General features: G+C 62.9%; 16 protein-coding genes. 4 read left to right on the top strand and 12 right to left on the bottom strand.

Annotated features, from left to right (window positions below; genetic code table 11):
- Window positions 1-54 precede the first annotated feature (54 nt).
- A complete protein-coding gene (locus tag AC1Q80_RS21365; protein ID WP_209790300.1) occupies window positions 55-531 on the bottom strand; it encodes an Rrf2 family transcriptional regulator in 477 nt (158 codons plus the stop codon).
- Between the two features lie 107 nt (window positions 532-638).
- Window positions 639-1,526 (bottom strand): NAD(P)/FAD-dependent oxidoreductase, encoded by an 888-nt coding sequence (locus tag AC1Q80_RS21370; protein WP_492361747.1) that lies wholly within the window; start codon window positions 1,524-1,526, stop codon window positions 639-641.
- A 331-nt stretch (window positions 1,527-1,857) separates the two neighbouring features.
- Here AC1Q80_RS21370 and AC1Q80_RS21375 point away from each other — a divergent pair, with 331 nt between their 5' ends.
- The 3 genes from AC1Q80_RS21375 to AC1Q80_RS21385 all read left to right on the top strand — a co-directional run bounded on the left by AC1Q80_RS21375 (window position 1,858) and on the right by AC1Q80_RS21385 (window position 4,952).
- Window positions 1,858-2,445 carry a YqaA family protein gene (locus AC1Q80_RS21375; RefSeq protein WP_492361748.1) on the top strand — a complete coding sequence of 196 codons (588 nt, stop codon included), beginning with the start codon at window positions 1,858-1,860 and terminating at the stop codon, window positions 2,443-2,445.
- Between the two features lie 249 nt (window positions 2,446-2,694).
- Window positions 2,695-3,969 carry a glycosyltransferase gene (locus AC1Q80_RS21380; protein WP_492361749.1) on the top strand — a complete coding sequence of 425 codons (1,275 nt, stop codon included), beginning with the start codon at window positions 2,695-2,697 and terminating at the stop codon, window positions 3,967-3,969.
- 11 nt (window positions 3,970-3,980) lie between these two features.
- Complete coding sequence (locus tag AC1Q80_RS21385) at window positions 3,981-4,952, top strand: NAD-dependent epimerase/dehydratase family protein (protein ID WP_173423395.1); 972 nt, start codon at window positions 3,981-3,983, stop codon at window positions 4,950-4,952.
- 21 nt (window positions 4,953-4,973) lie between these two features.
- Here AC1Q80_RS21385 and hpaI read toward each other — a convergent pair whose 3' ends face one another.
- The 7 genes from hpaI to AC1Q80_RS21420 form a co-directional block, all read right to left on the bottom strand.
- Entirely contained in the window at window positions 4,974-5,789 is an 816-nt protein-coding gene (gene hpaI / locus AC1Q80_RS21390) for a 4-hydroxy-2-oxoheptanedioate aldolase (RefSeq protein WP_492361750.1), read from the bottom strand.
- Window positions 5,790-5,798: 9 nt separating this feature from the next.
- Entirely contained in the window at window positions 5,799-6,602 is an 804-nt protein-coding gene (gene hpaH, locus AC1Q80_RS21395) for a 2-oxo-hept-4-ene-1,7-dioate hydratase (protein ID WP_492361751.1), read from the bottom strand.
- 3 nt (window positions 6,603-6,605) lie between these two features.
- Window positions 6,606-7,475: a fumarylacetoacetate hydrolase family protein gene (locus AC1Q80_RS21400; protein WP_492361752.1), complete on the bottom strand. Its 870-nt coding sequence runs from the start codon at window positions 7,473-7,475 to the stop codon at window positions 6,606-6,608.
- A 58-nt stretch (window positions 7,476-7,533) separates the two neighbouring features.
- Complete coding sequence (locus AC1Q80_RS21405; protein ID WP_492361753.1) at window positions 7,534-8,946, bottom strand: pyridoxal phosphate-dependent decarboxylase family protein; 1,413 nt, start codon at window positions 8,944-8,946, stop codon at window positions 7,534-7,536.
- 69 nt (window positions 8,947-9,015) lie between these two features.
- On the bottom strand, window positions 9,016-9,996 hold the full coding sequence (gene hpaD, locus AC1Q80_RS21410) for a 3,4-dihydroxyphenylacetate 2,3-dioxygenase (RefSeq protein WP_209790233.1): 981 nt from the start codon (window positions 9,994-9,996) through the stop codon (window positions 9,016-9,018).
- A 44-nt stretch (window positions 9,997-10,040) separates the two neighbouring features.
- Window positions 10,041-11,558, bottom strand: coding sequence for a 5-carboxymethyl-2-hydroxymuconate semialdehyde dehydrogenase (hpaE, locus tag AC1Q80_RS21415; protein WP_492361754.1), 1,518 nt, complete (start codon window positions 11,556-11,558; stop codon window positions 10,041-10,043).
- A gap of 69 nt (window positions 11,559-11,627) precedes the next feature.
- Complete coding sequence (locus AC1Q80_RS21420; RefSeq protein WP_492361755.1) at window positions 11,628-12,020, bottom strand: 5-carboxymethyl-2-hydroxymuconate Delta-isomerase; 393 nt, start codon at window positions 12,018-12,020, stop codon at window positions 11,628-11,630.
- 131 nt (window positions 12,021-12,151) lie between these two features.
- On the opposite strand from AC1Q80_RS21420, the gene hpaR reads away from it, so the two are divergent.
- The gene (gene hpaR / locus AC1Q80_RS21425) at window positions 12,152-12,622 is read left to right on the top strand and encodes a homoprotocatechuate degradation operon regulator HpaR (protein ID WP_173423387.1); all 471 of its coding nucleotides are present in this window, start codon (window positions 12,152-12,154) and stop codon (window positions 12,620-12,622) included.
- 17 nt (window positions 12,623-12,639) lie between these two features.
- Here hpaR and AC1Q80_RS21430 read toward each other — a convergent pair whose 3' ends face one another.
- From AC1Q80_RS21430 to AC1Q80_RS21440, 3 genes are read right to left on the bottom strand one after another with little or no spacing between them, the layout of a single operon-like run.
- Window positions 12,640-13,653: a phosphotransferase enzyme family protein gene (locus AC1Q80_RS21430; RefSeq protein WP_492361756.1), complete on the bottom strand. Its 1,014-nt coding sequence runs from the start codon at window positions 13,651-13,653 to the stop codon at window positions 12,640-12,642.
- Between the two features lie 7 nt (window positions 13,654-13,660).
- Window positions 13,661-14,944, bottom strand: a complete 1,284-nt coding sequence (locus AC1Q80_RS21435) for an aspartate aminotransferase family protein (protein WP_492361757.1) — start codon at window positions 14,942-14,944, stop codon at window positions 13,661-13,663.
- Window position 14,945: 1 nt separating this feature from the next.
- Window positions 14,946-16,304: an aspartate aminotransferase family protein gene (locus tag AC1Q80_RS21440; protein WP_492361758.1), complete on the bottom strand. Its 1,359-nt coding sequence runs from the start codon at window positions 16,302-16,304 to the stop codon at window positions 14,946-14,948.
- Window positions 16,305-16,312 lie beyond the last annotated feature (8 nt).

Below are 16,312 nucleotides of genomic sequence, written 5' to 3' on the forward strand. Positions count from 1 at the left end.
GCCCCCCTTGAGGACGCTGAGGCGGAGCGGATGGTGCAATGGCGCAGTCAGCACTCAATCTGCGCTGTTCGGGTGGTCTGCACATGAGGGCAACCTGTTGCCCATGGCAGCGCCGTAGCGCCGCTCGAAATCGGCGGCGATATCAGAAACGGCGATTTCGCCGAGGCGCGCGAGCAGCAGGGCCTCGGCCTCATCGAGCGTTCGCTCCAGCGCCGAATTGACAGCCTGTTCGACCAGGCATCTCGGTTCGTCGGTGGCGACACCCATGGCGAAGAAACCTGGACTGCCGATGGTTCGATAGACATCGAGGAGGGTGAAATCGGAAAGCGGCCGCGACAATGTCCAGCCGCCGCCATGGCCCTTTTCGGACGATACGTAACCGGCGTCGCGAAGTCCGGCCATCGTGCGGCGCACGACGACGGAATTCGTACCGAGCATCCGGGCGATCGTTTCGGATGTCATTGGGGCCGCATGCTTTTCCATGTGCAGCAATACATGCAGCAAGCGTGAGAGTCGTCCGTCCTGTCGCAATGGCATTCTTCCCTGTTTTCCTTTGATAACATGGAACATGCAGGCCAGGGGAGCCCGCAGTCCCGGTGTTCAGCGGTGCGCTGCCGGGACCTGTCGCGATCGGCCTCTCAGTCGAACATGAGGGATCGGTGAGTGGCAGCACCCGCCATCGCCCCATCTCCGACAGACAGCGCGACCGATCCCGTCGGCCTCGCCGCATCGCCGCAGGCAAAGACGCCGGCAACGCTCGTCGCCTTCATGGCATCGGTTCGGATGTAGCGACCGAGCGGGCCGTCGTCGAAGGCGCAGCCGAGCTGTTCGGCAAAGGGCGACGAGACCACCGTCCTGGTGGTAGTGAACAGGCCATCCATTGGCAGCACCCGTCCGTCCCGCATGACAACGTCCGCCCGTTCACCATCGAGCCTGTGGACGATGCCATGCTCCACCGTCACATTCCGCCGTGCTAGCTGCTGCAACTGGTCGTGATCGGGTTCGAATGCCCCGTTGAGAAAGAATGTCGTTGGACCCCAGTCCGGCAGCATCAGGGCCTGATGCATCGACAGGGGCGATGTCGCGAGCACGCCGATGCTCCCCTCGTCGAGTTCGTAACCGTGGCAATACGGGCAGTGGAAGACGCTTTTGCCCCAGCGATCGGCAAGGCCCTCAAGCTCCGGCAGGACATCGGTGACACCCGTGGCGAGCACAAGCCGCTTTCCGGTAACCTCCGGGCCTTGCCGCAGGGCGACCTTGAAGCCATCCTGCGTGCGTTCGGCATGGGTGGCCTCAGCCTGCAGCCACTCGACCGTCCGGTATTCCATCAACTGCGCGCGGGCTTCGGCGGCAATGTCTGCCGGAGTGCTGCCATCCTGGGTGAGGAAGCCGTGCGACGTGCGGGCGAACCGGTTCCGCCGCAACCCGGTGTCGATCACCAACACCTTCCGGCGGGCGCGCGCGAGTTGAAGACCGGCGGAAAGCCCGCCGTAGCTGCCGCCGAGGATGAGTACGTCATGGGTCATGTCGGGCCTCGTTTCGTGAATATCGTATCTTATTATGTTACATGAGTAGCGCTTTTCAATATCATGGCGCAATAAAAGTTACGTGATGGCGTCAATGATGCGGCGCCAACCGGACTGATCCGGTGCGGTCGCGAGCGCGGGCCGCTGCGGAGAGGAGGGGTCGCCGGACAATAAGAGTTGCGCAGCGCGATTTTGGGGCAGACAAAAATCCGCCCCTTTGCTAACCGACTGCACCATATCGATGCGTGTTCAGTCTCTGCCTCCGCCCCGGAGGATTGGAACTCTTCCCGCCAGGGTCCCATGGGGACGCCCATGAACGACCGGATTTGCCATGCTTCGCAGTTTGTATAATTGGACGATGGACCTCGCTGGCCGAAAGTCGGCGGCCTGGTGGCTGGCGCTTGTCGCCTTCGTCGAAAGTTCGGTCTTCGTGGTTCCGGCCGACGTCCTGTTCCTGCCGATGGTGTTGGCAAAACCGCATAGGGCCTATCGTTATGCCTTCCTTGCCACCCTGTTCTCGGTGCTTGGCGGCATCGCCGGCTGGTTCCTCGGCCACTATGCTTTCGACGCGATCGCCCGTCCGATCCTGCAGTTCTACGGCAAGATCGATGCGTTCGAATCCATGCGCGCTTCCGTGGACATGGAAGCGGTCGTGCTTATGCTGGTCACATCGGGGCTTGCGCATGTACCCCCGATGAAGGTGGTCACCATCCTGTCCGGTGCAGCCAATGTCAGCCTTGGCATGTTCATCGCATCGGCGGTCATCACCCGCGGCGCACGTTTTTTCATCCTCGCCGCGGTGCTTCGCCGGCACGGCGAAGCGGTGCGGCACTTCATCGAGAAGCGCCTGGGCTTGATCGCGGCCATCGGTGCTGCAGCGCTCATTGTGCTTTACGGCCTATACGTCCTGGCAAAGTAGCAGCGGTCAGGCCAAGCCAAGGGCGTGCACATTGCCCGCTTCGGACGGATCAGCCGGTAGACAGCGCCAACTTCCCGCAGCCTTTGCGGCGTACCAGCCGGCATCCTCTCAAGCGGTTCGCGCGGTGCTGATCCGGCCATTCGCGCGCGGCGTCTACCGCAAATTGATGGCTTGCAAATCTGCTGCAACAGGCGGCGAAATGAAGGGGAACCAGGTCGCGCAGTTAAAGTCTCCGAGAGGCGAGTGTTCATGCGGCTTATCGTTGTCAACGACGTATCGGAGGCCCTGGGGGGTGCAACCAAGGTTGCGCTCCAATGCATTGAGGCTGGCGTTGCTGCGGGGCTCGATTGTGCCGTTCTGGTCGGCGACGACGGTGCCGGCATTCGCTCGCGTTTCCCTGGTGTCGAGGTGGAGGCTTTGGGCGAGCGCCCCTTGCGTGACGGCGTCCGCTTCACAAACCTGTTTGACAGGAACTTCAACCGCCGCGCCTACCGCGCCTTGCGGCGATTGCTCGAAGCCCGGAGCGACCCGACCGTCGTTCATGTCCACGGCTGGTCGCAGATCCTGTCGCCCTCGATCTTTCATGCACTTGCGCACAGCAAGGCCAAGGTCGTCGTCACCGCCCATGACTTCTTCCTGACCTGTCCAAACGGTGCCTATGTCCACTACGGCAAGGGCGAGGTCTGCACTGAGAAGCCACTGTCGACCGGTTGCCTCGTCAGTGCCTGCGACAAGCGCAACCACCTGCACAAACTGTGGCGGTTCGCCCGGGCGATGACCCAGACCGCCACGGGCGAGGCATTTTGGAGCCGTGTCGGGGTCATTCTCGCCCATGAGGGCATGGAACCCTATCTGAGCGAGGGCCCGCTTCGAAACTTCCTGACGTTGCGCACGCCGTCGACGCCGCTCACGCAATCCCCGGTCGAGGCCTGGAAGAACAGCCGCCCGATGTTTCTTGGTCGCATGTCGGTGGAAAAAGGCGTTCGAACCCTCGCCGAGGCGCTCAATGCCACGGGCAAGGCTGCGACCTTGATCGGAAGAGGGCCGTTGCTTGAGGAGATCCAGCGCGCGCTTCCGCACTGTTATGTTCCAGGCTGGCTCGATGACGACGAGGTTGCGGCTGTCGCATCGCGGGCGCGCTATTTCTTCATGCCGTCAAGGATGCCGGAACCCTATGGTCTGGTGGCCGCCGAGGCACTGATGTGCGGCATTCCGGTGATCGCCAGCAGCAATGCGTTGATTGCCTCGGAAATCGAGCAGCACCAGGCAGGGCTGGTGTTCGAGAACGGCAATGCACGATCTCTTGCCGAGATCATGGCACTGATGGAGAGCGACGCTCTGGTCCGGCGTCTGAGCAGGGGGGCTTTCGCCTATGGCAAGAGCGTTGCCCCCTCAAGAGACGAATGGCGCCAGCGGATCGTTGATATCTACTCAGGCCGGTTGAAATTCGTGACACGCGACAAGCTGAAAGAGACAATGGGCAGGCCAGCCCGACAAGAGTTTGAAATGGCCGGCCGGATCTGAAAGGCAGGGGGATGGCGCGTGCATTGGTGACCGGCGGAGCCGGATTTGTAGGACGCCATCTCTGCGGCAAGCTGATATCGGAGGGTGTCGATGTCGTTTGCGTCGACAAGTTCGCGCGCGGAACCGGCGCGATGCGTCCCGCCGAATGGCCGAACCCGCCAAAGGCCGGCTTCTCTCTGATTGAGGAGGATTGCCGCCGCTATTTCGATCGCGCCGACGACCGGTTCGACATGGTGTTTCATCTGGCCGCCATGGTCGGCGGTCGCGTCATGCTTGAAACGCAGACGCTTCTGGTCGCCGAGGATCTCGCGGTTGACACCGACATGTGGCGTTGGGCGGCGCGCACGCGGCCGGGATCGGTCGTCTATTTCAGCTCCAGCGCCGCCTATCCCGTGAGCCTGCAACGACCGGAAGCCTATCGGAAGCTCAGCGAAGACATGATCGGTTTCGAGGCCAGCATCGGCGTTCCAGATCTGAGCTATGGCTGGGCGAAGCTCAGCGGCGAATATCTGATGAAGCTGTATGTCGAGAATTATGGCGGCCGGGCGGTCGCCTATCGCCCGTTCAGCGGCTACGGCGAGGACCAGGATCTGAGCTATCCGTTCCCGGCGATTTGCCGGCGGCTTCTGGAGGAGCGTGGGGCGGAGGAGGTCTTCGTCTGGGGCTCCGGCCGACAGTGTCGCGACTTCATCCATATCTCCGACTGCATCGACTTCGTCTGGCGAACCTTTACCCGGTTGCAGAACGGCGCCTGTCTCAACATCTCCACCGGCGTCGCCACCTCGTTCATAGAACTCGCCCGGCTGGTCAGCCGAGGCATCGGCTGGGAGCCAAAAATAAGCGGCCGGTCAGATAAGCCCGAGGGCGTGTTCTACCGTTGCGGCGATACGGCGCTACAGGCCTCCTATGGCCTTTCCCCGCGTGTCGATCTCGAGGCCGGCGTGGCGCTGACGCTCGACCATTTGCGATCGAGAGTGTACTGACCTATTGGCTGCCGTCGCCTTTCAATAGCCAGAGGCGGGTGTGTTCGCTCCGGCTATCGGTGCAGAAGCATGCTCGGCAAAGCTTGCACGCAGGCGACTGGTCGCCCCCACCAGCAGGCTGACATCGTTTCCGACCGCAACAAAAAGCGCGCCGAGTTCGAGGTAACGTTTCGCAAGTGCAGTGTCCGAGGTCAGGATACCGGCAGCCTTGCCGTGCGACTGGATCCGCGCCAGTGCGGCCTCGACGGCTTCCTGCACTTCCGGCGCACCGGGCCGGCCGAGAAAGCCCATGTCGGCGGCCAGATCCGCCGGGCCGATAAAGACGCCGTCGACGCCTTCGGTCGAGGCTATATCGTCGATAGCCGCCAGACCCGCCCGGCTTTCCACCTGCAGCAGCAGGCAGATTTCGGCATTCGCAGTCGGGAGATAATCGTCGATGCGATTGAACGCGGAGGCACGGGCGAGCGCAGCACCGACGCCGCGCATGCCGTGGGGCGGATAGCGCACGGCCCGGACCAGCGCGCGGGCCTGGTCACCGGTTTCGACCATCGGCACCAGCAGCGTCTGCGCGCCGATATCGAGGAGCTGCTTGATCAGCCAGGCCTCGCCGATCGGCGGACGGATGATCGGATGGCTCTGCGAACCGGCAAGCGCCTGCAACTGCGCCATCATCAGCGGCACGTCATTGGGCGCATGTTCGCCGTCGATCAGCAGCCAGTCGAAACCGGCACCACCGCAGATCTCGGCGGTGTAGGGATTGGCGAGCGCCAGCCAAAGGCCGATCTGCGGCCGTCCTTCGGCAAGTGCCAACTTGAACATATTGCGTGGAGCAGGCATGGGCGCACCCTATTCGAAGTAACAGCTGACGGTTCCCTGCGGCCCGAAATCGGCGACAATGGTGTCGCCGTGGCGGGCCTCGACGGGGCGGATGAAGGAGCCGGCAAGCACGATCTGCCCGGCGTCGATGCGGTCGCCATAGCTGGAAAGCCGGTTGGCGAGCCAGGCGATACCGCGGGCCGGGTGGTTGAGCACCCCGGCACCAAGCCCGGTCTCTTCGACCTCGGCATTGCGCGAGACGATGGCGCCCATCCAGCGCATGTCGACATCCTGCGGGCGCATGGCCCGGCCGCCGATGACGATGCCGGCATTGGCGGCGTTGTCGGAAATCGTGTCGACGATGGTGCGGGCCTTCTTCGTTTCCGGATCGACACGCAGGATGCGCGTATCTAGGATTTCAAGCGCCGGGGTGACGTAGTCCGTGGCGTTGAGCACGTCGAAGACGCTGACATTGGGGCCGGCGAGCGGCGCCTTCATGACGAAGGCGATCTCTGCCTCGATGCGCGGCTGGATGAAGCGGTTCTTCGGGATCATCGCGCCATCCTCGAACATCATGTCGTCGAACAGCACGCCGGAATCGGGGATGTCGATGTTGAGCGCATATTGCATCGCCTTGGAGGTGAGCCCGATCTTCCAGCCGATGACCCGGCGACCCCGCGCGATCTTCTGCTTCACCCAGGCCGCTTGCACGGCATAGGCGTCGTCCATCGTCATGCCGGGATGCTTCAGGGAGAGGAGGTGGGTCTGGACGCGGTTTTTTTCCGCCTCATCCAGCGCCTTTGCCGCATCGGCGATTTCGGTCGTATTCAACATGGATCAGGTCTCGTCGGCGATAGGGTTGCGCAGCACGCCGATGCCATCGGCCTCGACCTCGACGATATCGCCGGGTTTCAGCCAGATCGGTGGGTCAAAACGGGCGCCGGCGCCGGTCGGCGTCCCCGTGACGATGACGTCGCCTGGCGCCAGCGTCGTGAAGGTGGAGACGTAGTTGATGATCTTGCGGAACGAGAAGATCATCCGGCTTGTGCGGTCCTGCTGCCGGACATCGCCATTGACGCGGGTCTCAAGCTTGATGTCGGCGATCTGCGCCTCATTGGTGTAGGGAACCATCCATGGCCCGATCGACCCGGTGCGGTCGAAGTTCTTGCCCTGCGTCACGTTGAACTTGGCGTGCCGCACCCAGTCGCGGATCGTGCCTTCGTTGCAGAGCGACAGCGCGGCGATGTGGTCGAGCGCCGAGGCCTCGGGGATGCGCCGGCCCCCCTTGCCGATGACGATGACGATCTCGCCCTCGTAGTCGAGCTGCGGGCTTTCGGGTGGACGGATCAGTGGTTGCCCGTGACCGGTGAAGGAACGCGGAAAGCGGATGAACAGTGACGGGTTGGAAGGCGCTGCCTGCCCATCCCGATACTCTTCGTTGCGATCGGGGAAATTGACGCCGACGCAGATGATCTTTTCCGGTGCAGGGATCGGGATCTCGAAGCGGATATCGGCGAGTGACAAATCCGGAGCGAGGGCGGAAGCCTCGTCCGCCAGTTTTGTCAGGGCGCCGTCGGCGACGACTTCCCGCAGCGTCGGCCACTTCGAGCCGTAGCGCCGGGATAGGTCGATGATGCCATCTTGGGTGACAAGGCCGTATCCCTGGCCGCCAGCGGCGGCGAAGGTGGCGAATTTCGCAAAGGTCATTTCAATCCTCCGGCCTGGTCAGGCGATGCCGACGGGCAGGCATGTTTGATCTCGTGGATCACTGGTTTGACATTCGCACCGCGATCTCGGTGATGACATCGAACGCGACATCGGCATCCGCCTCCGTCATGTCGAATTGGCCGGCCTGGAAGCGGATGGCGACGCGGCCGTCGACCCGCGTCTGGGTCAGGTAGATTCGGCCATCGTCGTTGATGGCGTTGACGAGTGCGATGTTGTGAGCATCGCTGTCGGCGCCACCGAGATGTCGGAAGGAAAACAGCGAGAAGCGTGGGGCCGTGACGATTTCGAAGTCGTCATTCGCTGCAAGGCGCTCGGCAAGGCGGCTCGCCCAGGCGACATGGTTGCGGATCATCTTCTTCAAGCCGTCCAGCCCGTGGAAGCGCAGCAGGAACCACAGTTTCAATGCGCGGAAGCGTCGGCCGAGCGGGATCGTCCATTCGGAATAGTTGATGATGCCGTCGCGGCCGTGTGTCTTCAGGTATTCCGGCTGGATCGCCAGTGTGCGGACGAGATCATCCGGATTGCGGATGAAGTGCGCGGAGCAGTCGAACTGCGCGCCGAGCCACTTGTGCGGGTTGAAGACGACTGAATCCGCCTCTTCGACACCGGCCCAGAGCGAGCGGAATTCCTCGCAGATCATCGCGGAGCCTGCCCATGCCGCATCGACATGGACATAAAGGCCATGCTTGTGGGCGACCCGCACGACCGCGGCGATATCGTCGCAGGCGCCGGTACTGGTGCCGCCGGTGCAGGCGATCACGCCGGCCGGCAGAAGCCCTGCGGCCTTGTCTCTCAATATTGCCGCTTCGAGCGCCTGCCAATCCATGGACTGCAGCGGCCCAGCCACCGGGATGCGCACGAGGTTTTCCTCGCCGATGCCCGACACCCAGATGGCCCTGTCGATCGAGGTGTGGACCTGGTCCGAGGAGTAGATGCGCAAGGGAGCGTGCGCGCTGAGGCCTTGTTTGTTGCCCTTCCAGTTCAAGGCGCGCTCGCGCATGACAAGCACTGCGGAAAGCGTGGCGGAGGAGGCCGAGTCCTGGATGACGCCGGAAAAGCCGTCGGGCAGGCCGATTGCCTGGCGCAGCCAATCGAGAACCCTGGTTTCAAGCTCGGTTGCCGCCGGCGAGGTCTGCCACAGCATGCATTGGGCGGCCATTGCCGTCACCAGATACTCGGCGATGACGGAGACGGGCGCAGCGTTGGCGGGGAAATAGGCGAAGAAACGCGGGTGCTGCCAGTGGGTCATTCCCGGCAGGATGATCGTCTCGAAATCCTCGAAGATCGCCTGCATGTCCTCGCCGGTCTGGGGCGGCTTGGTGGGGAGCTGTGCGGCGATCGCGCCGGGTGCCGTCTGGGCACGAACCGGGCGGTCGCGCAACGACGCCCTATAGGCCGATCCCCATTCCGCAGCCTTCTGCGACCACTCCCCGAAAGTCTTCTCGTCCATTCCGTTCCTCCCCTTGTGCCGATGGCTGCCAGATCTCTTGTGCCGGCACCCAGCCTTTCATGCCCCGATTTACGGGGCGATGATAGGTTGCGCCTTCAATGCCGATTCCACCGTCTCGGCGCCGGCAAACTGGCTGCCTTCCTCGAACCAGGAGCGTGGCGCCGGCGCGCCCCAAAGCGTCTGGCGCTGCGGGTCCTTGAGATCCCATTTGATTGGTTCGAGATCAGGATCGACCGTCTGGTAATCCGAGCAATAGATCTCGATGCGATGGCCATCCGGGTCGCGGACATAGAGGAAGAAGGCATTGGAGATGCCGTGGCGGCCAGGGCCGCGCTCGATATTGGCGAGCCAGCCAGAGGTCGACATCAGGTCGAGCAGGTCGATGATGTTGAGTGGCGTCGGCACCCAGAAGGCCGTGTGGTGCAGTCGCGGCCCGCGACCGTTGGTAAAGGCGATGTCGTGCACGCCGCCCTTGCGGTGGGTCCAGGCGGCCCAGAGACGGCCGGTCTCTTCGTCGGCCGTATACTCGGTCACCCGGAAGCCGATTTCGTTGTAGAAGGCGACGGCGTCATCGACATTGGGCGAGAAGCAGTTGAAGTGGTCGATGCGCAACGGCTTCACGCCGCGATAAAGCGCATATTTCTGGTGGATCGGCGGCAGGCGGTCCATTTTCGAATAGAATTCGAGCGGGATGCCTTGGGGATCGCGGGTGCGGAAGGTGCGCGACTGGTAGGGACGCTCGATCCATTCGACCGGCAACGCCTTCTGCTTGAAGAAATGCGCCGCCTTGTCGAGGTCCTCATCGCCGAAAACCTTGAAACCGAGATCGCGGGCCTCGGCTGTCGTCGCCTTCTTCAGCACGATGCAGTGATGGCCGCGTTCTTCCATCGCACGCAGATAGATCGTGTCGGTGGTCTCGTCGGTCACTTGCAGGCCGAGCACGTCGACATAGAAGGCGCGCGACTTGGCGAGATCGGTGACGGCGAGTTCGACATGGCTCAGGCGCACGATGTTGAAGGGCGGATGAAGGTTCGGTTTCGGTAAGGGCATTGTTGTCTCCTCCAGATTATGGGCGGCGCGGTTCTATCTCGCGCTCAGCCGCCGAGCTTGGCGATCGCATGGGCCGAGCTGGCAAACGCGATGTTCTTGGTTTCCATGTAGAAGTCGAACGACCAGTCGCCGCCGTCGCGTCCGATGCCGGAGCTCTTGACGCCGCCGAAGGGTGTCGGCAGGTGACGGACGTTCTCCGAATTGACCCAGATCATCCCGGCTTCGAGGTGGTCGGTGAAGCGGAAGGCACGCGTGACGTCGGAGGTCCAGAGGTAGCCGGTCAAGCCGTATTGAACGTCGTTTGCGAGGGCCAGCGCCTCGGCCTCGTCCTTGAAGGGAATGGCGGTCAGGACCGGGCCAAAAATTTCCTCCTGAGCGATGCGCATGGCATTGTTGGCGCCAGTAAACAGCGTCGGCTGGACGTAGCATCCGCCGCCGGGACCCTCGAATTTGGAGCCGCCGGCGGCAACCGTCGCCCCTTCCTTCTGGCCGATGTCGATGTACTCCAGCACCTTCTTTTCGTGCTCCGGATGGATCAGCGGACCGACGACGGTCTCAGGATCGAGCGGATGGCCGATCTTGATGCGTTTGGCCTTTTCGGCCACCAACGTGGTGAAGTGGTCGTAGATGCTCTGTTCCACCAAGAGGCGGGAGGAAGAGGTGCAGCGCTCGCCGTTCAGCGAATAGATCATGAAGACCGCCGCGTCGGCAGCCCGTTCCAGATCGGCGTCGGCAAAGACGACGACCGGGTTCTTGCCGCCGAGTTCGAAATGCACCCGCTTCAGCGTATCGGCGCCTTGCTTCATGATCAGCGACCCGGTGCGGCTCTCGCCGACAAAGCCGATGGCCTTGATCGCGGGATGCTCGGTCAGCGCCTTGCCTGCGTCCTCGCCAAAGCCGTTGACGAGGTTCCAGACGCCCTTGGGAAGGCCAGCGTCCTCGGCGATCTCGACGAGCAGGCGCGCCGTCAGCGGCGAGAATTCGGCCGGCTTGTGCACGATGGTGCAGCCGGCCGCAAGCGCCGGCGCGATCTTCCATGTCGACAGCATGAACGGCGTGTTCCACGGCGTGATGATGCCAACCGGGCCGATCGGCACGCGCGTGGTCATGTTGATCTGGTCGGTCGCGCGGAGCATTTTGCCGTCACGAGCCTCCGGCGCACGGTCGGCGAAGAAGCGAAAGTTCTCCGCGCCGCGCAGGGCTGCCTTGGCCATGAACTTCAGCGACTGTCCCGTGTCCATGCACTCGACAAAGGCGATTTCTTCTGCGCGTGCAACGATGGCGTCGGCGATCTTGTGCAGGAGCTTCTTGCGCGCGTCGCCCGGCATTGCGGCCCAGGCCGGGAAAGCTTCCTTGGCGGCGCGGGCGGCGCGATCGATATCGGCTGCCTTGCCGCGCGAGACGGTTGCAAGCGTCTTCAGATCGACCGGCGAGATCGTCTCGAAGCTGTCGCCGTCGATTGCCGGCACGGCTTCGCCATTGATATGGTTCAAGACGCCGTGCGTGCGGAAGCGGGCGAGATAGGCTTCCGCCTTCGTGAGGTTCTCGTCGAGTTTGGACATGTCATTCTCCAGTCGTGGTGCGCTGCCGTTCAAGCGGGCGCAGAAACGTTGTGCCGACTTCCGTCGGTGTCAGTTGCCCTTCGGGCGGAGTCGTGGATGGATCGCGTTCTTCTTCCAGCTGAGGTCCGGATCGATCTCACGGACCTCGAGGCTGAGTGCGAAATGGGGCGTGACGAAAAGGCTGGCGAGCTCCTGTGTGACCGCCTCGAAAATGGCTGTCCCGGTCGCCTTTTTTTCCGCATCGGAGCGACCGTGTCCGATGCGGAAGGCCATGTCGATGAAGCCGTTCTCAGGCAAGAGATCGGCAACCGCATAGTCGGCGCAGCGGATCGTGCGCACGCGGATGGCGCCGATTTCGAAGAGGCCAGTGTCGAGGATGGTCTTGTGGATCGTGCGGCACAGACGGTCGAAGTCGACACGCGCGTCGAGATTGGCGGAATATTCGATCGTGAAGTGCGGCATTTTCGGTCCTCAGGTCACCGAGCTATTATTTAACATGTTAACAATAAGGCATGCGCTGTCAAGCGGCTTTCGCGCCGGTCGGGTTTCCGACGGCAATTGCAGAAAGCAAAAAAATCGCCCATAGATCGGGCATGAGCCGTGCGAAAACCCCTACCGAGCTTGGGCCCGACGCCCTTCTTCCCCACAATACGCGTCGATCTTTGCCGATCGCGCTTCTGCGTGCGCGCGAAGCGGTGATGGGGCATTTCCGGCCGATGCTGGCACGTCACGAAATCACCGAGCAACAATGGCGCGTCATCCGGATTCTGGCCGAATCCGGCAAGGTCGACGCGTCCGAGATGGCCGACAAAGCCTTCATCCTGGCGCCGAGCCTGACGCGGATCATCCGCTCCCTCGAGGAACGCGGACTGATCACCAAACACAAGGACGCCGATGACGGGCGCCGCGTGCTGCTCGAGATCGCGCCTGCCGGCATGCGTGTCATTGCCGATGTCGGCCCGGAAAGCCGGGCGATCTACGACCAGCTCGAAACGCGTTATGGTCGTGAACGCGTCGAGGTGCTGCTCGACATGCTGGACGAACTCGCAACGCTCGGCGACTGAGCGGTCGCAGGCAGACGTCATGCTAAGGCCGGCAACGCTTGCGCCAACTGCAGCGCGTCATCGGCGTAGCGACGCACGCGGGTCCGAGCGCCGGTAAGTTCCGGCCGCTCGGCAAACCAGCCGATATAGGTCAGGCAACGAAGCGTCGTGAAGATCGGCAGCGTCGAGAGGCTGACATCGGTGAGCGGCCGCCTGCTCCGGTATCCAGAGATCAATGACCTTTCGATCGCCTCGTAATTTGGCTCGTTTCGGTTTTTCAGAAGCGCCGTGGCGATATCGAACAGGCGAAAGCCGAAGCCCGCATCGTCGAAATCGATGAACGCCACGCCGTCGCCCTGAACCAGCACGTTCTCGCGCACGAGGTCGGCATGGATCAGGCCGTAGTCGAGTTCGTTGTCCGACATCGCATCGAAGATGCGTCGGAGTTGGGTGCGCAGATCGCACAGACCAAGCTTCTGTTCGTTGGACAGGCCATCGCAGTCCCAGAAGCGGCCCCAGACCGGCCTGTCGCCAAGCAGTCCCTCGACGTCCCACGCTGTGCGCTTGAAGCCTGATGGCATCGACCACCGATCGGCAAGATCGTGCATGTCGGCCATCATGACGCCGAGCGCATAAAAAATCGCGATCTGCCGCTCGCCGCTATAGGCGAGCGGAACGCCGCTTTCGCCAAGAGGCGCGCCAGGCATCCAGCTGACGATGTCGGCATGCTGGCCAGCAAAAGTATCCGTGGGCTCGAGACTGACGAGAAGGTGGCCCCCCGGGGTTGCAACGGCGCTCGGCACGGCAAGGCCACTCTCGCGCAGCGCCGTCATCCACTGTAGTTCCGAGCGCAGCGCGGCTTCCTCATGATAACCGGGACGATGGAGCCTGAGCGCTGCCGGTTCACCATCGGCAAGCGTGATCCGGAAGACGGCGTTCTCCCGGTATTTCAGCAATGTCGGCTGGGCGTTCTCAAGTTCCCAGTGGGTGGCGGCCTCATGCGCTCGCGCTGCAAGGGCATCGAGCAGAGGTTGTGGCAGATGCTCGGCCATGGACTGCTCACAAGCCCGACAGGACGTCGTCGAGGGTCGACATCATCAGGTCGGCATTCTCCCTGGAAAACGGCATGGGCGGGCGGATCTTGGTCGCGCATTGGTGAATGCCGAGCTTGCCCATAAGCACGCCGCGTTCGCGCATGTCGTTGACGACCTTGGTGGCGAGATCGACGGCCGGGGTCTTCTTCTCCCGGTCGAGCACGAGTTCCGCTCCGAAGAACAGGCCGCTGCCCCTGATGTCGCCGATGATGGCGTGCTTGTGCCTGAGCCGGTCGATGCCGGCCTTGGCGTAAGCGCCGACCTCGCGGGCGTTGTCGATCAGCTTCTCGTCGTCGATCACGTCGAGCACGGCCATCGCCGCTGCGCAGGAGACCGGGTTGCCGCCGAAGGTGTTGAAGTAGCGGAACGCCTTGCGAAACGCATTCAACGTATCGCTGCCGGCAACGACGCCGCCAATCGGATGGCCGTTGCCCATCGGCTTGCCCAAGGTGACGATGTCGGGGACGATGCCGGCCCTCTGGTGACCCCACATGTGGCCGCCGGTGCGGCCGAAACCTGGCTGCACCTCATCGGCAATTATCACCCCGCCGGCCTTGCGCACTGCGGCAACCGTCTTGTCGAGGAAGCCCGACGGCAGATCGGGAAAGCCTTCATTGGCGAAGAACGGATCGATGATCAAAGCGGAGAAGCCAAAGGGGCTCTCCCGCAGATCGGCGATTGCCTTCTCCACCTCGGCGGCAAACGCCGCCGAAAAGGCTTCGCCCGGCACGCCACCGAGCGGCCGGTAGCTGTCGGGCGCCGGAATGTGGCGCACATGGCCGCCGAAGCCACCGACCGGCGGCATGCGGGTGGACAGCTGTGAAACAGCAGTGGTGTTGCCGTGATAGGTGTGATCGGTGGCGATGACCCCGGTCTTGCCGGTCACCGCCTGGGTCATGCGCAAGGCGATGTCGTTGGCCTCGCTGCCGGTGCAGGTGAGGATCGCCGTGTCGAGGCTGCGGTCGAACGTCGCCGTCAGCCGCTCGACATAGTCGAGAATCCCCTCATGCAGATAGCGCGTGTGGGTATTGAGCGTCGACGCCTGCCGGGAGATCGCCTCGACCACGCGCGGATGGCAATGGCCGACATGCGGCACGTTGTTGTAGCAGTCGAGATAGCGTTTGCCGTCGGCATCAAAGAGCCATACGCCTTCGCCCCTGATGATATGGACCGGGTCGCTGTAAAAGAGCGACATGTTCTTGCCGAGTAACCGTTCGCGGCGTTCCTTGAGCGCTGCCGTATCGCTCATGTCACTTGCCCTCGGTAGCGCTTAGGCCCGCATCGAGAGCCGCAAGAATGCGCGTCACATCCTCAGCGGTAATGACGAGTGGCGGCGACAGGATCACATTCGGGCCGGATGTGCGGACCATGACTCCGGCCTCGTAGGCCGCGTCCTGCACTTTCTGGACCACGTCCTTGGCGGCTGGCGATTTCTTCTCGCGATCCGACACCAGTTCAAGCGCGCACATCAAGCCTTTGCCGCGGACATCGCCGATAAGCTCGTGTTTGACGTGCAACGCCTGCAGACCGGCCATCAGTTCTTCGCCGCGTGCGCCGGCATTCGTCGCAACATCGAGGCGTTTGGTTTCCTTGAGTGCGGCAAGAGCCGCGGCGGCCCCGACCGGATGGCCGGAATAGGTGTAGCCATGGCCGATCGAGCCGGCAGCCGTCTTGTTGGTTTCGAAGGCTTCGGCCACCTTGTCGGAGATCATCACCGCACCGAAGGGATAATAGCCGTTGGTGATGGCCTTTGCCGTCGACATCAGGTCCGGCTTGACGCCCCAGAGACGCGAGCCGGTCCAGGCGCCGGTGCGGCCGAAGGCGGTGATCACCTCATCGGCGATCAGCAGAATGCCGTGGCGGTCGCAGATCTCGCGCATTAGCGGCATGAAGGTCTCGTGCGGTACGATCACGCCGCCGGCGCCGAGCACCGGCTCCATGATCAGGGCCGCGATGGTATCGGCACCCTGGAAAGCGATCTCGTCTTCGAAAAGGCGGGCAATGCCCTTGGCGATCTCGGTGCCATCGGTGGTCGCAAACGGGTTGCGGTAGGTATAAGGGGCGGGCAGGTGATAGACGCCCGGCAGCAACGGCTCGTAGTTGCGGCGGAAATTGGCGTTGCCGTTGACCGAGGCGCCACCGAAATGCGTACCGTGATAGCCCTTCTTCAGCGCCACGAATTTCGTGCGTTCCGGCTGGCCGTTGAGCTTGTGGTACTGGCGCGCGAGGCGAAGGCAGGTCTCGACCGAATCCGAGCCACCCGAAGTGAAGAACGAGCGGCTGAGACCATCCGCCTTGAACCACTCGGCAAGTTCATAGGAGAGCTCGATCAGCGGCGAATTGGTGGTGCCGCGGAAGGTCGAATAATAGGGCAGCTCGTCGAGCTGGTCACGGATCGCCTTCTTCACCGGTTCGCAGGAATAGCCGAGATTGACGTTCCACAAGCCCCCGACCGCATCGAGCACCGTCTTGCCGTGGATGTCGACGATCTCCACGCCTTCGCCGGCATTGATGATGCGCGGCGGCGTCGCGTGCATTTCGGCCGGGTGGGCCATCGGGTGCCACAGGTGGCGAGCGTTGTTCTCGATGAGAAAGTTGGTTTCGCGCATGTCTTGCT

This window comes from Ensifer sp. GW823-FHT05D09, assembly GCF_058795755.1.